Genomic DNA, 19,084 nt, shown 5'->3' on the forward strand with positions numbered 1-19,084 from the left:
GCGTATCCGGGGACTGCTGGCAGTAGCGATAAGCAAGGGGCAAGGAGGGTCGACGCGTTTCTCCCCACAGAACGCATCGGCAGGAGATCGGGAACAACTCACAGGGGGAGTTGCCCGGTAAAGAACGCCTATATATGGAACGACGATGTACGAACTTCTAAATACTATCGATGACCCGGCCGATTTGCGGCGTCTGGAGCGTCGCCAACTCGCGCCGCTGGCCGAAGAGCTGCGGGCTTTCGTGCTTGAGAGTGTGTCGCGCACCGGCGGCCACCTGTCGTCCAACCTCGGCACGGTCGAGCTGACGATTGCGCTGCACTACGTCTTCAACACGCCGGAAGATCGCATTGTCTGGGACGTGGGCCACCAGAGCTATCCGCACAAGATCCTGACGGGTCGTCGCGAACAGATGGGTTCGCTGCGTCAGCTTGGCGGCATCTCGGGTTTCCCGAAGCGCGACGAATCGCCGTACGACACGTTCGGCACGGCGCATTCGAGCACGTCGATCTCGGCGGCGCTCGGCATGGCGCTCGGCGCCCGCACGAAGGGTGAGAACCGCTTCGGCATCGCCGTGATCGGCGACGGTTCGATGACGGCCGGTATGGCGTTTGAGGCGATGAACAACGCCGGCGTGCATGAAGACGTGCCGCTGCTGGTCATCCTGAACGACAACGACATGTCGATCTCGCCGCCGGTCGGCGCGCTCAACCGCTATCTGGCCCGCCTGATGTCGGGCCGTTTCTACGCCGCTGCGAAGAAGGGCGTGGAGAAGGTGCTGAGCGTGGCGCCTCCGGTGCTGGAGCTGGCGCGCAAGTTCGAAGAGCATGCCAAGGGCATGGTCGTGCCCGCCACGATGTTCGAAGAGTTCGGCTTCAACTACATCGGCCCGATCGACGGTCACGACCTCGACTCGCTGATTCCGACGCTCGAGAACATCAAGAATCTGAAGGGCCCGCAGTTCCTGCACGTCGTCACGCGCAAGGGCTATGGCTACAAGCTCGCGGAAGCCGACCCGGTCCTGTATCACGGTCCGGGCAAGTTCAACCCGGCCGAAGGTATCAAGCCGAGCACGAGCAGCAAGAAGACGTACACGCAAGTGTTCGGCGACTGGCTGTGCGATATCGCGGCGGTGGACAAGCGCATTGTGGGCATCACCCCGGCCATGCGTGAAGGCTCCGGCCTCGTGGAGTTCGAGAAGCGTTTCCCGGATCGTTACTACGACGTGGGCATCGCCGAGCAGCATGCGGTGACGTTTGCTGGCGGCATGGCGACCGAAGGTCTGAAGCCGATCGTCGCGATCTACTCGACGTTCCTGCAGCGCGGTTACGATCAGCTGATCCACGACGTCGCGCTGCAAAACCTGCCGGTCGTGTTCGCGCTGGACCGTTCGGGCCTCGTGGGCGCCGACGGTGCGACCCACGCCGGTGCGTACGATATTCCGTTCATGCGCTGCATTCCGAACATGGTCGTGATGGCCCCGTCGGACGAGAACGAATGCCGCCAGATGCTGTACACCGGCGTGCAGATCGACGGTCCGTCGGCGGTGCGTTATCCGCGTGGCGCAGGCACGGGTGCCGTGATCGAACAGACGATGACGGCACTGCCGATCGGCAAGGGCGTGGTGCGTCGCGAAAGCCAGGCGGAAGCCGGACGTCGCGTCGCCATTCTCGCTTTCGGTAGCATGGTGGCCCCGTCGCTTGCAGCGGCTGCGCAACTCGACGCGACCGTGGCCGACATGCGCTTCGTCAAGCCGATCGACGACGAACTGATTGCACGACTGGCGCAAACGCACGACTACCTCGTGACGGTGGAAGAGGGCAGCATCATGGGCGGCGCGGGCTCGGCCGTGGCCGAATCCCTGTTGGCCAGCGGGGGTCATCGACCCGTACTACAATTGGGCCTGCCCGATCGCTTCATCGATCATGGCGACCCGGCATTGTTGCTGTCCGGTGTGGGTCTCGACGCCGCAGGTATCGCCAAGTCGATCTGCGAGCGCTTCGATCTCCCGTCGGCAGAGGCCACTCAGACAACCGGCAAGACCGCGGCGAAGCTCGTCGCCTGACCTGTCCGGTAGTCTCGAGTCTCCGAACGATCCGGCCCAAGCGCCGGATCGTTTCGTTTTGAAAGACGCATTCTCCATCCCGTGCCGGGGTTTTCCGGCACGTTCCCGACGCCACTCGGCAGAGGCTCGCGAGCCGTGTGTCGGATACGTTTGCCCATTGCCTCCCCCCAGTCGGCTCGCCGGCAAAGAAGGAAATTAGATGAACCAGATGAACCCCGCTTTCGTCATGCCGGATGTGCAGAGCACCGTCGACACCCGACAGATTCCGATTCAGCGCGTTGGTGTGCGTGGCGTGCGTCATCCGTTGTCGGTGCGTCTGGCCGACGGCGACGTGCAGGCCACCATCGGCCTGTTCAATCTCGACGTGCATCTGCCTGCCGACCAGAAGGGCACGCACATGTCGCGTTTCGTCGCCTTGCTCGAAGCAAATCGCGAGCCGATGAACGTTGCGGGCTTCCGCGCGATGCTCGCCAGCATGCTCGATAAGCTCGAAGCCGAAGCCGGTCGCATCGAGGTGACGTTCCCGTACTTCATCAACAAGACGGCGCCGGTGTCGGGTGTGCAGAGCCTGATGGACTACGAAGTCACGCTGACCGGCGACGTGCGCAATGGCGAGACGCGCGTGTGGCTCAAGGTGCTTGTGCCGGTCACGAGCCTGTGCCCGTGCTCGAAGAAGATCTCGCAATATGGCGCGCACAATCAGCGCTCGCACATCACCATCGACGCGGAGATCGCAGGCGATATCGCCGTCGAAGAACTGGTGCGGATGGCGGAAGAGGAAGCGTCGTGCGAGTTGTGGGGGCTGCTCAAGCGCCCGGACGAGAAGTACGTGACCGAGCGCGCCTATGAGAATCCGAAGTTCGTGGAGGATCTGGTGCGTGACGTGGCGACGCGTCTGAACAACGAGCCGCGCGTTGCGGCTTACGTGCTTCAGGCCGAGAACTTCGAATCGATCCACAATCACAGCGCCTATGCCGTGATCGAGCGCGATAAGCGCTTGGCGGCGTGATCGTCCGAGACTTTCGTCAGACGTAAAAAAACCGCTCCTCGGAGCGGTTTTTTCTTGGGCGTTCGCCGAAGGATGTGCAGATCGTCAAGTCATCGACGTCGCGTCACACGCTTCGCACTATGTCGGCCAGATCCCAGCGCGGGCGCACCGTGTAGGCGTATTCGCTATCCGCTTCGTCCGGCCAGTGCTTGAGGCGCATCGCGCCCGCAAAGGCGATCATCGCGCCGTTATCGGTGCAGAACGCAAGGTCGGGGTAGTGCACGCGGTAGCCACGGCGGCGTGCCGCTTCGTTCAGCCCGGCGCGCAGTTGGGCGTTGGCGCCCACACCACCCGCGACGACCAGCGTCTTCATGCCGGTCTGCTTCAGGGCAGCCATCGACTTGGCAACGAGGACGTCGACAATCGCGTCGACGAAGCCACGTGCGAGGTCGGCTTTTTCCTGTTCGCAGACGTTGCCGCCGAGATTGCGGACCTGCGTGAGCACCGCCGTCTTCAGGCCGCTGAAGCTGAAATCCAGATTGCCCGAGTGCTTCATCGGACGCGGCAGGTCGAAGCGTCCGGGCGTGCCGAAGTCGGCCAGACGCGAGACAGCGGGGCCGCCCGGGTAGCCAAGTCCGAGCAGTTTGGCCGTCTTGTCGAAGGCTTCACCGGCGGCGTCGTCGAGCGTTTCGCCGAGCATGGCGTATTGTCCGAACGCACGGACTTCCATCAACTGCGTGTGGCCGCCGGAAACCAGCAGGGCGACGAAGGGGAAGTCGGGCGCGTCCGGGGCGAGCAGCGGCGACAGCAAATGGCCTTCGAGGTGGTGCACGCCGACGACCGGGCGGTCGAGTGCGAAAGCGAGGGCGTTGGCGACACTTGCGCCCACCAGCAGCGCACCTGCGAGACCGGGGCCCCGCGTGTAGGCGATGGCGTCGACGGCGCTCAGCGGCTTGCCCGCTTGCGCGAGCACCTCTTCAGCCAGTGGCAGGGCGCGACGAATGTGGTCGCGCGACGCGAGTTCGGGCACCACGCCGCCGTACTCGCGATGCATCGCAATCTGCGAATGCAGCGCGTGCGAGAGCAGCCCGGCCTCGGTGTCGTAGAGGGCGAGCCCGGTTTCGTCGCAGGAGCTTTCAATGCCTAGAACCAGCATGGCGGATGGGATGCGCGCAGCGTCAACAATGATGGGTAACCCGGAAGTATACCAGTCGACCTCATCGGCTGCCGGTTATCACGTTGTGGCGCCTTTCAATCACTGTTCCGTCGCGGATTGCACATCTTTACGCGCAAGATGGAATCCTCGTGGGCCGATAGCGCGTCCGTCCTGCGAAAGAAGCTCAAGTTTCGCCACGGGTCGCCCCGTTTCATTGTCGACCATCGCTGACTGAAGCTCCCCGGGCGCAAAGCACGCCTCCTCGCCCCATTGCCAGAGGGCGATCAGGACCACACCCAATTGTTCGCCCTTCGGCGTCAGCACGTAGCGATGGGAAACGCGCGCACCTTCGCCGGGCTCAATCGTCAGGATGCCCTGTTCGACGAGCTTTTTCAGCCGGGCGGAAAGAATATTCTTTGCCGCGCCGAGGCTCTTCTGAAATTCGTTGAAGCGCTGCCGACCGGCGAACGCTTCGCGCACGATGAGGAGCGACCACCAATCGCCAATGACATCCAACGCTCTGGCGATTCCGCAGTTCTCTCCACCCAAGTCCGTCTTCTTGCCTTTCACGCCATCTCCTGACGACTCACATTAATAGGTTGCAATTTTAAACCTTTCGTGTAAGGATTGCCACGGGTTGCAAATTTAAACCTGTAGGTGGTCCATCAAACTTGGAGAAATGTCATGAGCTTTCAAACCCTGAATCCGGCCACGGGCAAAGTGGTGAAGGAATTTCCGCTGCAATCCGACGCAGATCTCGCGCGCTCGCTTGAGGTCGCCGACAATCGCTTTCGAAGTGACTGGCGCCTGCGCCCGGTGGCCGAGCGGGCGCGTGTGGTTGCGCGAGCTGCGCAACTTTTGCGTGAGAAGCGCGAGGAGTATGCTGACCTCATTACGCTGGAGATGGGCCGGGTGAGGGCTTCGAGCCTGACCGAGGTGGACCTCGCGGCGAACATCCTCGACTATTACGCACGAAAAGCTGAGCAGTTCCTGCAGCCCAAGGCGGTTCCCGAGGCGCCGGGCTGCTCACTCGTGATGGAGCCGATTGGTGTAATTCTTGGCATCGAGCCGTGGAATTTTCCGTACTATCAGCTCGCCCGCGTGGCCGGTCCGCAACTCGTTGCGGGCAATGTTGTGATCATGAAGCACGCCGAAAACGTGCCGCAATGCGCATTGGCGTTTGCACGTCTGTTCGAGGAGGCCGATGCTCCGGAGGGCGTCTACACCAATGTGTTCTGCAGCGTGGAGCAGGTCGGAACGCTGATCGACGATTTCCGCGTGCGCGGCGTGACGTTGACCGGCAGCGAGCGTGCAGGCGCGGCGGTCGCACAACGCGCTGGCGCCAACCTGAAAAAGGTCGTGCTGGAGCTTGGTGGCAGTGATCCCGCCATCGTGCTGGAAGATGCCGATCTGGCGTTGGCAGTCGAGCAGTGTGTCATCGGGCGAATCGTCAACGCAGGACAAACCTGCGTCGCAACCAAGCGATTGATCGTGGTCGGGCGTGAGCGCGGCGAGCAGGTTCTCTCGCAACTCATCGACAAGTTTTCAAAGCTCACCGTCGGTGATCCTATGGACCCGAAGAGCGTCATTGGTCCGATTGTCTCTGAGCGTGCCTTGCATGGGCTGCTCGAACAAATCGACGGTGCAAAGCAGGCTGGCGCCCGTGTCGTTTTCGGTGGACAGCGAATCGACCGTCCCGGGTTCTATCTGGAGCCGACCATCATCACTGGCATTACGCCGGAGAACCCGCTCTATCACCAGGAAGCCTTTGGGCCGGTGCTGTCGTTCTACGTGGTAGATACGGAGGACGAGGCGGTGGAATTGGCCAATGCCACGAAATATGGTCTCGGCGCCTCTGTGTTCGGTTCCGACATTGCGCATGCGAATCGGGTCGCGTCGAAAATCGAGGCGGGAATGGTCTGTATCAACTCGTTTTTTCACACCAGCCCTGAAGCACCTTTCGGTGGCGTGAAGAATTCGGGCTTCGGCCGTGAGCTGTCCGAACTTGGCATCGCAGAGTTTGTTAATCAGAAGCTGGTGCGTGTCGCGGCGTAAGTGTCCAAGGTGCCATCGGATGCGAAATTTCACAGTCGATGGCGCCGACGCGCTGCCAATAGCGTCAGTTCTCATCAGCTCGGCGAGGTCCATGCTCGCCTTCAAATGAGTGTGGTCGCGCCTATCGAGCGAAAGCGCCCCGGGGGCGCCTGACTCAGTTAAGCATTGCGTTCCCCGCTGCTACAATGCGCGCCATGGAAAAGTTCGATGTAGCGATTGTGGGTGCTGGCGCGGCCGGCTTGATGTGTGCGGCAGTGGCCGGGCAGTTGGGCCTGCGTGTAGTGCTCATCGATCATGCGACGCGGCTGGCCGAGAAGATCCGCATCTCGGGCGGCGGTCGCTGCAATTTCACCAATATCAATGCGGGCCCGGCGAACTACCTGTCGGAGAATCCGCGTTTCTGCCGTTCGGCGCTCGCGCGTTACACCCCGCGTGACTTCCTCGACCTGCTCAAGCGTCACCGCATTGCGTGGCACGAAAAGCATCGCGGTCAGCTCTTCTGCGACGAAAGTGCCGAAGACGTCATCGAAATGCTGCGAAACGAGTGCGCTGCGGGTCATGTGCACTGGCGTATGCCATGTGCGGTCCATACCGTCGCGTACACCGAGGCCGGTGGGGCGCATCGCTATCACTTGACGACAGATGCCGGACACATCGCGGCAAAACGTCTCGTGATCGCGACCGGTGGGCTGTCGATTCCGAAGATTGGGGCGACGGACTGGGGCTATCGGATCGCGCGTCAGTTCGGCTTGGATATCGTGGAGCCGCGACCGGCGCTCGTCCCGCTGATGTTTGATACGTCGACCTGGGCGCCCTTCGCCGGACTGTCGGGTTTGTCGCTGGAAGTCGATGTCAGCACGGGCAAAGGTAAGGATGCGGGCAGCTTTCTTGAGGATCTGTTGTTCACGCACCGCGGTCTGTCCGGTCCAGCGATTCTTCAGATTTCCAGTTTCTGGACGCCGGGACAGCCGATTACGCTGAATCTCGCGCCGACGTCCGATATCGAGGCGGCGCTGTTTGAAGCCAAGGCGTCGTCCAAACGTCAGCTGAGCAACTTGCTGGCGCAGTGGGTTCCGGCGCGGTTGGCGGACGCATGGGTCGCCAATAGTGGCCTCTCGCCGCAAGCGCGTGTGCAGGAGCTGCCGGACAAAGCGCTGCGCTCGCTTGCACAGGCCTTCTCCGGCTGGACCCTCAAGCCTTGCGGCTCGGAAGGGTGGCGCAAGGCGGAAGTGACGCGCGGCGGCGTCGACACCCGTGCGCTGTCATCGGCCACGCTGGAGGCGCGCACCCAACCGGGGCTGCATTTCGTCGGAGAAGTGGTCGACGTGACGGGCTGGCTTGGTGGTTACAACTTCCAGTGGGCCTGGGCCTCGGCGGTGGTATGCGCACAGGCAATGTCCGAAAGCATCCAGGCAGCCAAAGCAGTTGGCGACGGCACCTGGCCGTCCCAAGGTGACGCGCTGTCGTAGACGGCCGCTAGAGCGTTATGCTACGCTCTTTCCTTCGTGGAGACGGCGCTGTATCTGTCGTAACAGTCGTTTCGGAAGGTGTTCGAGTCAGCTTTCGACGCCTCCGGCGCATTACCTGAAGATTAGCGTCCGATACGCCAGCGACATGAGGCATCGAACAATGCCGGTGTCCAGGCGGTCTAATTCTCCGGCGAGCCCGCTTGTGATCGCACGTGTGATCGTTTCCGCAAGCGGGTTTTGTGCTTTGTGCCCCCGTTGAACGCTGCGCCAGTGCACCGGCAGCGGCGCAGCGCGGTGCGTGTCACACCGTCGCCGTCCTTTTCTTTGGGGCGGCATGCACTACACTGAAACGTAATCGAATTCCGGAATCCCTGCTCATGAGTCTGAAAGAACGCATTAACGAAGACATGAAGACGGCCATGCGTGCCAAGGCCGCCGACAAACTGGGGACCATCCGCCTGCTGCTTGCGGCAATCAAACAAAAGGAAGTCGACGAGCGCATCACCCTTGATGACGCGGCCACTGTTGCCATCGTCGACAAACTGATCAAACAACGCAAAGATTCCATCAGCCAGTTCCAGGCCGCTGGCCGCACCGATCTGGCCGATAAGGAAGCCGCCGAAGTCGAAGTACTCATTGTCTACATGCCGCAGCAACTCTCGGCAGACGAAGTCGCGCAGGCGGTGAAGGCGGCCGTGGCGCAAACGGGCGCAGCCGGCCCGCAGGACATGGGTAAGGTGATGGGCGTGCTCAAGGGTCTGTTGGCGGGCCGTGCCGACATGACTGCCGTGTCCGCGCAAGTGAAGGCGGCGTTGGCTGCGTAATCCGGTAGTGCGGTTCGGCGCTGTCGCCTGTGCGACGGTGCGGCACCGCGTTGCGATGGCACCGATCCAGTGATTCCCCAGTCGTTTTTGCAGGACTTGCTCAACCGCGTCGATATTGTCGAGGTGGTGGGCCGTTACGTGCAGTTGAAGAAGGGCGGGGCGAACTTCATGGGGCTGTGCCCCTTTCATAACGAGAAGTCGCCCTCATTTACGGTAAGTCCCACCAAGCAGTTCTATCACTGCTTCGGGTGTGGCGCGCACGGCAGCGCGATCAGCTTCCTGATGGAGCATGCCGGGCTCGGATTTGTCGAAGCCGTGGAGGAGTTGGCCCGCAACGTCGGGCTGGATGTGCCGCGAGAAGCGCCGCTGCCTGGCGCACCGGCACCGGCTGCGCAACGTGCGCAGACCCTCGGCCTCGTCGACGTGATGACGCGCGCTTGCGACTACTACCGCAAGCAGCTGCGCGCCGCGCCGGTGGCCATCGAATATTTGAAGCGACGTGGCTTGACGGGAGAGATTGCCGCGCATTTCGGGCTCGGTTACGCCCCGGAAGCCTGGCAGAACCTGGAAGCGGCGTTCGAGAATTATCGCGACGACCAGTTGCTCGATGCCGGTCTCGTCATCGAGAGCGAGAAGGGCGAGCCGGGCAGCACGAAGCGACGCTATGACCGTTTCCGCGACCGGATCATGTTTCCGATCCGGAACACGAAAGGGCAGGTCATCGCCTTCGGCGGACGCGTGCTGGACAAGGGCGAGCCCAAGTATCTGAATTCTCCCGAGACGCCGCTCTTCAGTAAGGGCAGCGAGCTTTACGGGTTGTTCGAAGCGCGCATCGGTATTCGTGACGCGGGCTACGTGCTGGTGGTCGAAGGCTATATGGATGTCGTGGCGCTGGCCCAGCTTGGCTTTCCGCAGGCGGTCGCAACGCTCGGTACGGCGTGCACGCCGATGCATGTGCAGAAGTTGCTGCGCCAGACCGAAACGGTGGTGTTCAGCTTCGATGGCGATGCTGCGGGGCGCCGGGCGGCGCGTCGTGCGCTTGAAGCCTGCCTGCCGCACGCCGACGACAACCGGAGTTTCAAGTTTCTGTTTTTGCCGAGCGAGCACGATCCGGACAGCTATGTGCGTGAGCACGGCACGCAAGCGTTTGCAGACGAAGTCTCGCGCGCCATGCCGATGTCGCAGTTCCTGATCGGCGAAGTGACGGCGGGCAAGGAAATGCACCAGCCGGAAGGCCGGGCGCGTGCGTTGTTCGAGGCCAAGCCGCTGTTGCAGCAGATGCCCGCGAACGCGCTGCGTGGCCAGATCATTCATGCGCTGGCCGAGCGCGTGGGTAGTTCGGTCGAGGAAGTCGCGGAGCTTTGCGAGTTGCACATCGGCGCTGCGCGCCGTCAGAACACGTGGGACAAAGCGCCGGCCAAGCGCGAGAAGCGTCGCGTGGTCGGCACCGAGCATCGGGCGTTGCAGAACTTGCTAATGTTCCCGGCGCTCGGAAACGAATTAACCGAAGAAGAAACCAAGATTTTGCGGGAGATGGGGCAGCACGGCGAGATTTTCTCGGAAGTGCTGACGCTGTGCCGCGAAATGGGTGTGCAGGCCGATTTCCGCTATATGTCGGATCGGCTGAAGATTTCGCCGAACTGGGCCAGTTTCGACGACATCATCCGCGAAATTCTCGCATTTGAAGAAAATGCGCGGGATCTGATGTTGTTCGATCCGGCCGATGAAGCGCAAGTCGAGCGTCGCGAAGAGCAGATTGCCTTGCGCCTCACCGAGTTGCGTAGTGCCATCCGGCGTTTGCAGTACGACCGGTTGTGCGAAGAATTGGAGACGATTTTCAAGCGGGCGTCGTTGACGCCCGATGAATTGCGCCACGCTCAAGCGCTGTCGCGGGAACGCGACGAATTGAAGCGGTGGCTGGCTACGGCCAGCACAGGAGGCGCGCGAAGTTGAGGTATGCCCGCGTGCTATAATTAAAGGTTTTCAGTGGGCTGTTTTCTGGCAAGCGAGATCGCTATGGCAAAGATGACAACGACCAGCGGAAAAAAGACGGTTATCCCTTCACCGACAGCTAAACGCGCGACCAGTGCGGCGGCGGCGTCAGGTGGGAAGGGGGCGTCTCGTTCTGCGAAAGCTGGCGTTGCAGGAAAAGCCGGTGCGGCGTCGCAAGCCACGAAGAAAACAGCCAGCCAGGCAAGTTCGGCGAAACGTACTACGCAAACTAAGGCAGCTGCCGGTGCCACGAAGGCAACCGGCAATACAGCTGCGAAGGTGACCGATGTCACCAAGCGCAAGAGTGCGACCGCCGCGACGGTGGGGGCTGCCAAGGCAGCCAGGCCAACGGTGAAGTCCGAGCCGCCCGTCACGACCGCGAAAGCGGTCAAGGCGACCAAGCCGGCAACGGCCGCGAAGGCGACGGCAGGCGGGAAACCGCAGGCCCGACAACCCGCTGAAAAAAGCGCGAAGAGCGCAACTACCGCCAAGGCTTCGAGCCCGGCGGGCCGCAGTACACCTGCGACGAAAGCCCCACGCAAGACCGGGGCTTCCAGCAAACCGGAGGCAGTGGTGGAGGTTACGTCGGCAGCAGTCGAGCCGGTCGTTCCGACCAAAGCACGCGGCAGAGCCGCGAAGACCGCCGCCCCGGGGGAGCAGAACGTCGCAGCGAATACTAATGATCAACCCGTGAACGAAGATCAGACCAAAGTGGAAAAGCAGAAGGCGCGTGATCGCCGGGCAAAAGAGAAAGCACTGCTCAAGGACGCATTTTCCTCGCACCAGCCCGGTACGGCCGAGGAACTTGAGGAACGTCGTGGCAAGCTGCGGACGCTGATCAAGCTGGGCAAGGAACGAGGCTTCCTGACCTTTGCAGAGATCAATGACCACCTCCCCGACGATGTGGTCGAAGGCGACGCGCTGGAAGGCGTGATCGCAACGTTTAACGACATGGGCGTGGCTGTCTACGAGCAGGCACCCGATGCCGAGACGCTGCTGCTCAACGACAATGCCCCGAACGCTGCGACGGACGACGAAGTTGAGGAGCAAGCGGAAGCGGCCCTCTCGACGGTCGATTCGGAGTTCGGCCGCACGACCGACCCGGTGCGTATGTACATGCGCGAAATGGGTACGGTCGAGCTGCTGACGCGTGAAGGGGAAATCGAGATCGCCAAGCGCATCGAAGAGGGCCTGAAGCACATGGTGCAGGCCATCTCCGCATGCCCGACGACGATTGCCGAGATCCTTGCGATGGCCGAGAAGGTCGAGCGCGAAGAAATGCGTATCGACGAAGTGGTCGACGGCCTGATCGATCCGAATGCGGAAGCCAATGCGGCCGCCGCAGCCTCTGACGACGAAGACTTCGACGCTGATGCGGAAGAAGAAGAGGAAGAAGAGGAAGAGGAAGACGGCGACGAGGAAGACGATAGCAGCAACGGCGGCGCAGCTTCGGCAGCGCAGGTCGAGCAGCTCAAGCGTGACTCGCTCGCCAAGTTCGCCGTGATCGCCGACTGGTTCGGCAAGATGCGTCGTGCGTTCGAGAAGGAAGGCTACCAGTCCAAGTCGTACGTGAAGGCGGGTGAGTCGATCCAGAACGAACTGATGATGATCCGCTTCACGGCGCGTACGGTCGAGCGTCTGTGCGACACGCTGCGTTCGCAAGTGGACGAAGTGCGCAACATCGAGCGTGCGATCCTGAACATCGTGGTCGACAAGTGCGGCATGCCGCGTGCGGATTTCGTGTCGCGTTTCCCGGGCAACGAAACCAATCTCGACTGGATCTACACGGTCGTGGCGGACAACAAGACGTACAGCTCGGTGGTTGAGCGTAACGTGCCGGCCGTTCAGGAATTGCAGCAGAAGCTGATCGACTTGCAAGCGCGTGTGGTGTTGCCGCTGACCGAGTTGAAGGACGTCAATCGCAAGATGTCGGAAGGCGAGCGCCGTGCCCGCAAGGCCAAGCGCGAGATGACCGAAGCGAACTTGCGTCTGGTGATTTCGATTGCGAAGAAGTACACGAACCGTGGTCTGCAGTTCCTGGATCTGATTCAGGAAGGCAACATCGGCCTGATGAAGGCGGTGGACAAGTTCGAATACCGTCGTGGTTACAAGTTCTCGACGTACGCGACGTGGTGGATCCGTCAGGCCATCACGCGTTCGATCGCGGACCAGGCACGTACCATCCGTATTCCGGTGCACATGATCGAAACGATCAACAAGATGAACCGGATTTCGCGTCAGATTCTGCAGGAAACCGGTGTTGAGCCGGATCCGGCGACGCTGGCGGAGAAGATGGAAATGCCGGAGGACAAGATCCGCAAGATCATGAAGATCGCGAAGGAACCGATCTCCATGGAAACGCCGATCGGTGACGACGACGATTCGCATTTGGGCGATTTCATTGAAGATACCGGCACGGTCGCACCTGCCGACGCCGCATTGCATGGTAGTATGCGCGACGTCGTGAAGGACGTGCTTGATTCGCTGACGCCGCGTGAAGCCAAGGTGCTGCGCATGCGATTCGGTATCGAGATGAGCACGGACCATACGCTCGAGGAAGTGGGCAAGCAGTTCGACGTGACGCGTGAGCGTATTCGTCAGATCGAAGCCAAGGCGCTGCGTAAGCTGCGTCACCCGAGCCGTTCCGACAAGCTCAAGTCGTTCCTCGAAGGCAATTGATTGCTGCTGAGCGAGCGCCGGTAGTTTAGGGCCGTTAGCTCAGTTGGTTAGAGCAGAGGACTCATAATCCTTTGGTCGCTGGTTCAAGTCCAGCACGGCCTACCAGGAATAGGGCCAGCAGACGAAAATCTGCTGGCCCTTTTTTGTTGTTGGAACGTTTGGTATCCGAAGGAAGTCGGTATGACCCTCACGCCGGTTGCTGTTGCGTCGTGCAGTGAATGCCGCCACCGCCACCGGCAATGCCATCGATATCGAGTTGCACGATCTCGCGTTTCGGGAAGAGATCGCGCAGCTTGTCGCGCGTATTGTTGTCCGTTTGACGATCGCCGAACTGAGGGGCGATGACCGCGCCGTTGCACACGTAAAAGTTGACGTATCCGGCCGCAAATTCATCGGACTCGTAAGTGCTGCGAACGCTGTTCGGGCCGGGAAGCACAACCACTTGTAGTTTGCGTCCCGAGGCGTCCGTCGCCTGACGCAGGATGTCGAGATGGCGCATCGTCACCGCGTGATCGTAAGACGACGTATCGTTATCCAGATGCGCAATTACGACGCCGGGCCGCGCGAAGCGCGCGTAGAAATCGGTGTGCCCGTCGGTAATGTCCTTGCCCGCGATCCCCGGCAACCAGATGATCTTGCGCAGCCCCAGAAGTCGCATCAGCTCCGCTTCGCATGCTGCCTTACCGACGCCCGGGTTACGGTTCCGGTTGAGCACACAACTCTCCGTAATGATGGCCGTACCGTCGCCGTCGACTTCGATGCCGCCGCCCTCCAGCACCAGACGAGTGGCTAACACCCGCGCCCCGGCTTTTTCGGCGACGAAAGCGGCAACTTCCGCATCGTCGTCACAAGACTGCTTGCCACCCCAGCCATTGAAGTTGAAGTCGACGGCCGCTTTCTTACCGCTGCGGGAGCGAACGAAGACGGGGCCGGTATCGCGCATCCACAGATCGTCGATGGGTTGCACGATCAGGTTCACCTTGCTGCCGCACATGCGCTCGGCCACGTCGTAGTCGTCTTCGCGAACGAGCATATTGACGCGCTCGAAGCTGCCGATAGCCTGCGCAATGTGGGCAAGACCCTCACGCGCGCCGCGTTGCAGACGACGACCCCAGACGTCCTCGCTCGGCCCGAACGCCATCCATGTGGCGGCGTGACGATCACCCTCATCCGGCATGACCCACTCGGCGCCGCTGGCGGCACTGACGTTACGCGTCAAACCGACGCCAAACGTCCCGGCCAGCATCGCGGCGCCGGACGTCAGTAATCCCTGCTTCATGAAACCTCGCCTTGTCGGCATTTCCCAATTCTCTTGATGATGATTCGCACGATTTCGCCATCGAGTGACCGCGGGTGCGTCGGCGAGTCAGGCAGTGCACGCAGTTTGAGGTGCATTACCGATAAAGAAAAACGAGATATTTTGTTACTATTAATCAACTTTTCTCATATCTTGCGAGGGTCCGATGAGCCGCCAGCGAATTCCGTCACTCAAATTGCTCATGGGATTCGAGGCGGCGGCGCGTCACGGCAATTTCTCTCGCGCGGCGGATGAACTGCACGTCAGCCAGTCGGCCATCAGCCATCAGGTGCAGCAGTTGGAGGAGGAGGTCGGTCAGCCGCTGTTCCGGCGGGTCGGACGCGGCGTCGAATTGACCGTCGCTGGCGAGGTATTGCAGCGCACCGTGCAACGCTCGATCGACACGCTGCGCAGCGGATTGGGCCGCATCGCGACCTATCTCGACCCCGGGCTGGTCGTGATAGCCGGTCCGGCAGAAGTGCTGCACGGTTGGCTGAGCCCGCGCGTCGACGACTTGCTCGCGCACGTGCCATCGCTATGCCCGATGTTGTCGACGGACGAATCCGCGCGTTTCATCGACGAGACCGACATCGATATCGTGATCGGCGACAGGCCGCTTCAGCAGGCGGGACTGATGGAGATGCCGCTTTTGCAGGACGAGTGGGTGATCGTCGCCAGTGAGGCATTGGCGGAACAGTTGTCCGGCAGCCCGCTTGAGAAGCACGCAGAGATGACATCGCTGATCTGCCTTGAGGAGAGTTTCACGCGCGACGCCACGGCTTCGCTCTTCCGCAATCAACTGGCCGCATTGCGCAAGCATGCGATTTACGACGACGAACGCCTGCTGCTCGACGCCGCACTGCGTGGCCGTGGCATCGCCTGCGTATCGCGTCTGGTCGCGGACGAATGCCTGCGGCAGGGGCGATTGCGAATTCTTGCCGGTTATCCGAGGATCGCGGGGCGCGCGTGGTGGATTTCGCGCGTCGCAGGTGAAACGCGCTCGCCGGTCGTGACGCAAGCGTTCGACTGGATCGTCGCGACGGCTGCACAGATGAGCGATGTGAACGATGCGTACGGGGCGCCCTCGCTCTGAGACATTGTTGTCATTGAGGCAACACGATAGTCCCCGGTCGGGGGCTTCTGATGGCGTTCGTGTCGACCTACGATTGAGGTGTTGTCCACGTATGCGTGAAGCCCGTCAGCGGATGACGGGGCGCGCCAACCCAATGAGGAAGTCACCATGAGCCAACGTCTGAACGCCTTCGCCCAATCCCCGGAACTCTTCAAGAAGTTCGTCGAATTCGGCATGCTGCTCAAGTCGAGCGCCATCGAGTCGTCGATCCTGAGCCTCGTCGAAATCCGTGCCTCGCAAATCAACGGTTGCGGCTTCTGCCTCGACATGCACGTCAAGGAAGCGAAGATTCGCGGCGAGGGCGAACTGCGTCTGCATCACGTTGCGATCTGGCGCGAATCCACTTTGTTCTCGGCACGCGAGCGTGCATGTCTTGCCTGGACCGAAGCGCTTACCTCGCTCGGTGCCCACGGCGTATCCGACGAAATCTACGAGCGCGTGCGCGGCGAACTGTCGGAGAAGGAAATCTCGGACCTCAGTTTCGCCATCATGGCCATCAACGGCTGGAATCGCCTCAATGTGGGCTTCCGCACGGTTCCCGGCTCGGCCGACAAGGCTTACGGGCTGGATAAGGCCAACTTCAGCTGAGCAGCTATCCGAGGCCTCCGCCTCTCGTCCCAAGGACGTCGAGGCGGAGGCCGTTGTGCGCATGTCCGATAGCTATCCGCACCTCCCTACGCGGCGTGCGCCTGATTCACCCGCAGGTCATCGTGCAAGCCATGCAGATCCATAGCGCGGATCTGCGCCGTCATGTAGTCGATGAACACGCGAATGCGAGCCGGTAAGTGCTGACGACTCAGAAAGCACACGAAGTGTCCCCGGTCCTCTGGCGCATATTGCGGCAAACAGGTAACGAGACGGCCGGTGTGCAGGTGATCGCCCACCTGATAGGCCGCCATTTGCGCGATGCCTTGACCGTCGAGCACCGATTGCAGCACGAGGTCTTCATCATTGAAGGTCAGCATCGCATTCGGCAAAACCTTGCGCGCTCGCCCGTCGATCTTGAACTCCCATTCCGACAACCGACCCGACGCCAGCCGGAAATTCACCCCCCGATGATCGGCGATCTCGTCGACGTTCTGCGGAAGCCCGTGTTTTGCGGCGTAGTCGGCAGACGCACACAGCATCATCTGCATCGGGATCACCTTCCTGGCGATGACCCGGCTGTCTTCCATCCGGCCGTTGCGAAACGACACGTCGATGCCGTCCGTGGTGAAGTCGGTCGGGCTGTCATCGAGCACCAGCTCGATGGAGATGTTCGGATTGGCCTCGCGAAATCCACCCAGCAGCGGCGCCAGAATCTTGCGCCCGAAGTCTACGGTCGAACACACGCGCAGTTGTCCCGAAGGCGGACCTTCGCGCAACTCACGCATGTCGTCCATCGCCTGAACGATTCGCTGTACGCCCGGGTGGCACTGTTCGTAGAAGCGTTTGCCTTCGGCGCTGAGCGACGTATTGCGCGTCGTGCGGACAAAGAGGCGCGTACCGAGCTGGTCTTCGAGCTTCTGCACGCTGCGGCTGACCGCCGAGCGGCCAATGCCCAGCCGGTCGCCCGCCTTGGCAAAGTTGCCTTCGGCCACCACGGCGATGAACGCCACGACGCCCGCATAACTCGTCGCGAAACTGTCGGCCAGCGAGTCCGCACGCTTGGGGCTTTGGGAGATCGAGAACGCTGATGAAGGTGTCGACATGGTCACTGGGCCGCCGTTGGTTGTGCCTGCTGATAAGACGGCCCGGCGATACGTTCTGTGACATCGAACGCAAAAAAAGCTGACCTTCCAGGGGAAAGGCCAGCTTTGAAGCGCACCCGGTAGGGCGCACGGGGAAGCGCAGAAGGTTTGGGGCAGCGTGCGGCGGTTCAGCGTACCGGGATCATTTGACCGGAATCAGCGCCGGGGCGCCTTGTTGCTTGATGAGCATGACCAGAAATTTGGCGGGTTTCGTCTTGCTGGCGTTGCGCCCGACTGTGTGAACGTCTTCGGGGCCTTCATAGAACGTCTGACCGGCCGTGAGCGTGACTTCCTTACCGCCTTTGACTTGCATGACGATACTGCCTTCGAGCACATACACGAAGCCATAGGCGTTGTGGCGATGCACCGGGTCCTGCGCGCCGGGCGGATAGTCGACGGTCAGCATCAGTGCGTCCTTGCCGGGAATGTCCGGCAAGGCCTTTTCCATCAGTTCCGACACGACGGGCTGCGGCGGCGCTGCGTTCGCGACCGGACCGAAGAAGGCTCCGGTGACAGCGAGCGTTAAGACGCTGGTCGCAAGTCTGGCGAGCGTGGGGCATTTCGTGATCTTCAACATGGCTTGTCCTCGGCAAGGGGAGAGGTCCTTATCGTATGAGGGCATGCCGCGCGGCGGTAGCGTCGCGCAGGGGATCGCCATGTTGCCTGCCGCGCACCAACGCCGGTGCGCTTGTTTCAGTGCATCAGTGCACTACCGTTTCCCGATGGCGGCGGCGATGCGTTCGAGCTTGTCGGGATTGCGTTGCACCAAGATGCGCGTGAGACGTTCGCCATCGGTCTCAAACGACTGCGCGGATTCCAGTTCGCCATCGATGAAACGCAGCAGCGCCCATTGACCGTTGATCTGGACCACTTCGGTGCGCATCGCGTCGCGGAACCGGAGCGTGCCCGCGTAGAACAGTTGCGCCAGCCGTTTGCCGCCGACCAGGCTGCGGAAGGCGTTGACCTTGCCGCCGCCATCGCCCACGAGTTCGGCGTCGTCGCTGAGCAGCGCGTGCAAACCGTGGAAGTCGCTGCGTTGCATGGCGTCGGAAAATGCCAGCAGCAGACGGTGCAGGGTAGCGCGTGGCACGGCATCGCGCGGCGCGCCGTCGCGCAGTTGCTGTCGTGCACGACGCACGAGTTGACGCACTGCCGCCGGTGTCTTGCCGAGTGTCTGCGCGATGTCCTCATAGTCGGCGTCGAAGACGTCGCGCATCAGGAAGGCGGCACGGGCATCGGGCGAGAGGCGTTCGAGCATGTACAAGAACGCCACCGACACGTCGTCGGCCAGCTCGTGTACCTGCTCGGGCGTCGCGGGGGCGGACATCAGCATCGGCTCCGGCAGCCAGACACCGGTGTAGTGCTCACGCTCCGCCTTCGCGGCCCGCAGGCGGTCGATGGACAAGCGCGTCGTGATGGTCACGAGCCACGCCTCCGGCGTTTCGATGGCTGCGCGCTCAGTGCCGTTCCAGCGCAGCCATGCTTCCTGCACCACGTCTTCGGCCTCGGCTACGGCACCCAGCATGCGATAGGCGATCGCGTACAGCCGGGGGCGATGGCGTTCGAATAGCAACAGCGGGTTGTGGTCGGAGCCGACGTCGGCGTCGGAAGCAGGAGCGGTCATGAGGGGAGGGATAGCGCCAGTGGCAAGGCTTCGGGCGGTCCATTTTGCCCCACCGCATGCCCCTCGACAAGGACGC

The 19,084-nt window shown here is 61.7% G+C and carries 16 protein-coding genes and 1 tRNA gene; 10 read left to right on the top strand and 7 right to left on the bottom strand.

All coding sequences use genetic code 11. The features are described 5' to 3' along the window. Positions 1-145 precede the first annotated feature (145 nt). Positions 146-2,062: a 1-deoxy-D-xylulose-5-phosphate synthase gene (dxs, locus tag ACIQWO_RS14690; RefSeq protein ID WP_402825108.1), complete on the top strand. Its 1,917-nt coding sequence runs from the start codon at positions 146-148 to the stop codon at positions 2,060-2,062. 199 nt (positions 2,063-2,261) lie between these two features. Next, positions 2,262-3,071 (top strand): GTP cyclohydrolase FolE2, encoded by an 810-nt coding sequence (gene folE2, locus ACIQWO_RS14695; RefSeq protein ID WP_402825111.1) that lies wholly within the window; start codon positions 2,262-2,264, stop codon positions 3,069-3,071. A 103-nt stretch (positions 3,072-3,174) separates the two neighbouring features. Here the strand turns inward: folE2 and tsaD are convergent, their stop codons facing one another. Both tsaD and ACIQWO_RS14705 read right to left on the bottom strand, forming a co-directional pair. Next, complete coding sequence (gene tsaD / locus ACIQWO_RS14700; protein WP_402825114.1) at positions 3,175-4,206, bottom strand: tRNA (adenosine(37)-N6)-threonylcarbamoyltransferase complex transferase subunit TsaD; 1,032 nt, start codon at positions 4,204-4,206, stop codon at positions 3,175-3,177. A gap of 99 nt (positions 4,207-4,305) precedes the next feature. After that, the gene (locus ACIQWO_RS14705) at positions 4,306-4,776 is read right to left on the bottom strand and encodes a winged helix-turn-helix transcriptional regulator (protein ID WP_402825117.1); all 471 of its coding nucleotides are present in this window, start codon (positions 4,774-4,776) and stop codon (positions 4,306-4,308) included. A gap of 114 nt (positions 4,777-4,890) precedes the next feature. On the opposite strand from ACIQWO_RS14705, the gene ACIQWO_RS14710 reads away from it, so the two are divergent. From ACIQWO_RS14710 to dnaG, 4 genes are all read left to right on the top strand, one after another. Then, positions 4,891-6,261, top strand: a complete 1,371-nt coding sequence (locus ACIQWO_RS14710; RefSeq protein ID WP_402825120.1) for an NAD-dependent succinate-semialdehyde dehydrogenase — start codon at positions 4,891-4,893, stop codon at positions 6,259-6,261. Between the two features lie 194 nt (positions 6,262-6,455). Further along, positions 6,456-7,730 (top strand): NAD(P)/FAD-dependent oxidoreductase, encoded by a 1,275-nt coding sequence (locus tag ACIQWO_RS14715; RefSeq protein ID WP_402825123.1) that lies wholly within the window; start codon positions 6,456-6,458, stop codon positions 7,728-7,730. Between the two features lie 377 nt (positions 7,731-8,107). Further along, on the top strand, positions 8,108-8,554 hold the full coding sequence (locus ACIQWO_RS14720; protein WP_402825126.1) for a GatB/YqeY domain-containing protein: 447 nt from the start codon (positions 8,108-8,110) through the stop codon (positions 8,552-8,554). A 69-nt stretch (positions 8,555-8,623) separates the two neighbouring features. Then, positions 8,624-10,507, top strand: a complete 1,884-nt coding sequence (gene dnaG, locus ACIQWO_RS14725) for a DNA primase (protein WP_402825129.1) — start codon at positions 8,624-8,626, stop codon at positions 10,505-10,507. A 20-nt stretch (positions 10,508-10,527) separates the two neighbouring features. Here the strand turns inward: dnaG and ACIQWO_RS14730 are convergent, their stop codons facing one another. Further along, positions 10,528-11,163, bottom strand: coding sequence for a hypothetical protein (locus ACIQWO_RS14730; RefSeq protein ID WP_402825408.1), 636 nt, complete (start codon positions 11,161-11,163; stop codon positions 10,528-10,530). On the opposite strand from ACIQWO_RS14730, the gene rpoD reads away from it, so the two are divergent. Both rpoD and ACIQWO_RS14740 read left to right on the top strand, forming a co-directional pair. Continuing rightward, positions 11,120-13,225, top strand: coding sequence for an RNA polymerase sigma factor RpoD (rpoD, locus tag ACIQWO_RS14735; RefSeq protein WP_402825132.1), 2,106 nt, complete (start codon positions 11,120-11,122; stop codon positions 13,223-13,225). The genes ACIQWO_RS14730 and rpoD overlap by 44 nt on opposite strands. 28 nt (positions 13,226-13,253) lie before the next feature. Then, positions 13,254-13,330 (top strand) — tRNA-Ile (locus ACIQWO_RS14740). A gap of 82 nt (positions 13,331-13,412) precedes the next feature. Here the strand turns inward: ACIQWO_RS14740 and ACIQWO_RS14745 are convergent. Further along, positions 13,413-14,525, bottom strand: a complete 1,113-nt coding sequence (locus ACIQWO_RS14745; protein WP_402825135.1) for an agmatine/peptidylarginine deiminase — start codon at positions 14,523-14,525, stop codon at positions 13,413-13,415. 163 nt (positions 14,526-14,688) lie between these two features. Between ACIQWO_RS14745 and ACIQWO_RS14750 the strand changes: the two genes are divergently transcribed. Together ACIQWO_RS14750 and ACIQWO_RS14755 are read left to right on the top strand one after the other, a co-directional pair. Next, positions 14,689-15,615: a LysR family transcriptional regulator gene (locus tag ACIQWO_RS14750; protein ID WP_402825138.1), complete on the top strand. Its 927-nt coding sequence runs from the start codon at positions 14,689-14,691 to the stop codon at positions 15,613-15,615. Between the two features lie 147 nt (positions 15,616-15,762). After that, the gene (locus ACIQWO_RS14755) at positions 15,763-16,242 is read left to right on the top strand and encodes a carboxymuconolactone decarboxylase family protein (protein WP_402825141.1); all 480 of its coding nucleotides are present in this window, start codon (positions 15,763-15,765) and stop codon (positions 16,240-16,242) included. A gap of 86 nt (positions 16,243-16,328) precedes the next feature. On the opposite strand, the gene ACIQWO_RS14760 is transcribed toward ACIQWO_RS14755, so the two are convergent. From ACIQWO_RS14760 to ACIQWO_RS14770, 3 genes are all read right to left on the bottom strand, one after another. Next, positions 16,329-17,345 (bottom strand): LysR family transcriptional regulator, encoded by a 1,017-nt coding sequence (locus tag ACIQWO_RS14760; protein WP_402825144.1) that lies wholly within the window; start codon positions 17,343-17,345, stop codon positions 16,329-16,331. 181 nt (positions 17,346-17,526) lie between these two features. Then, positions 17,527-17,961, bottom strand: a complete 435-nt coding sequence (locus ACIQWO_RS14765; RefSeq protein WP_402825147.1) for a cupin domain-containing protein — start codon at positions 17,959-17,961, stop codon at positions 17,527-17,529. 132 nt (positions 17,962-18,093) lie between these two features. Continuing rightward, positions 18,094-19,008 (bottom strand): RNA polymerase sigma-70 factor, encoded by a 915-nt coding sequence (locus tag ACIQWO_RS14770; protein ID WP_402825150.1) that lies wholly within the window; start codon positions 19,006-19,008, stop codon positions 18,094-18,096. Between the last annotated feature and the right edge of the window lie 76 nt (positions 19,009-19,084).

The organism is Pandoraea sp. NPDC090278, from assembly GCF_044772185.1.
In the GTDB taxonomy this organism is placed as follows: Bacteria; Pseudomonadota; Gammaproteobacteria; order Burkholderiales; family Burkholderiaceae; genus Pandoraea.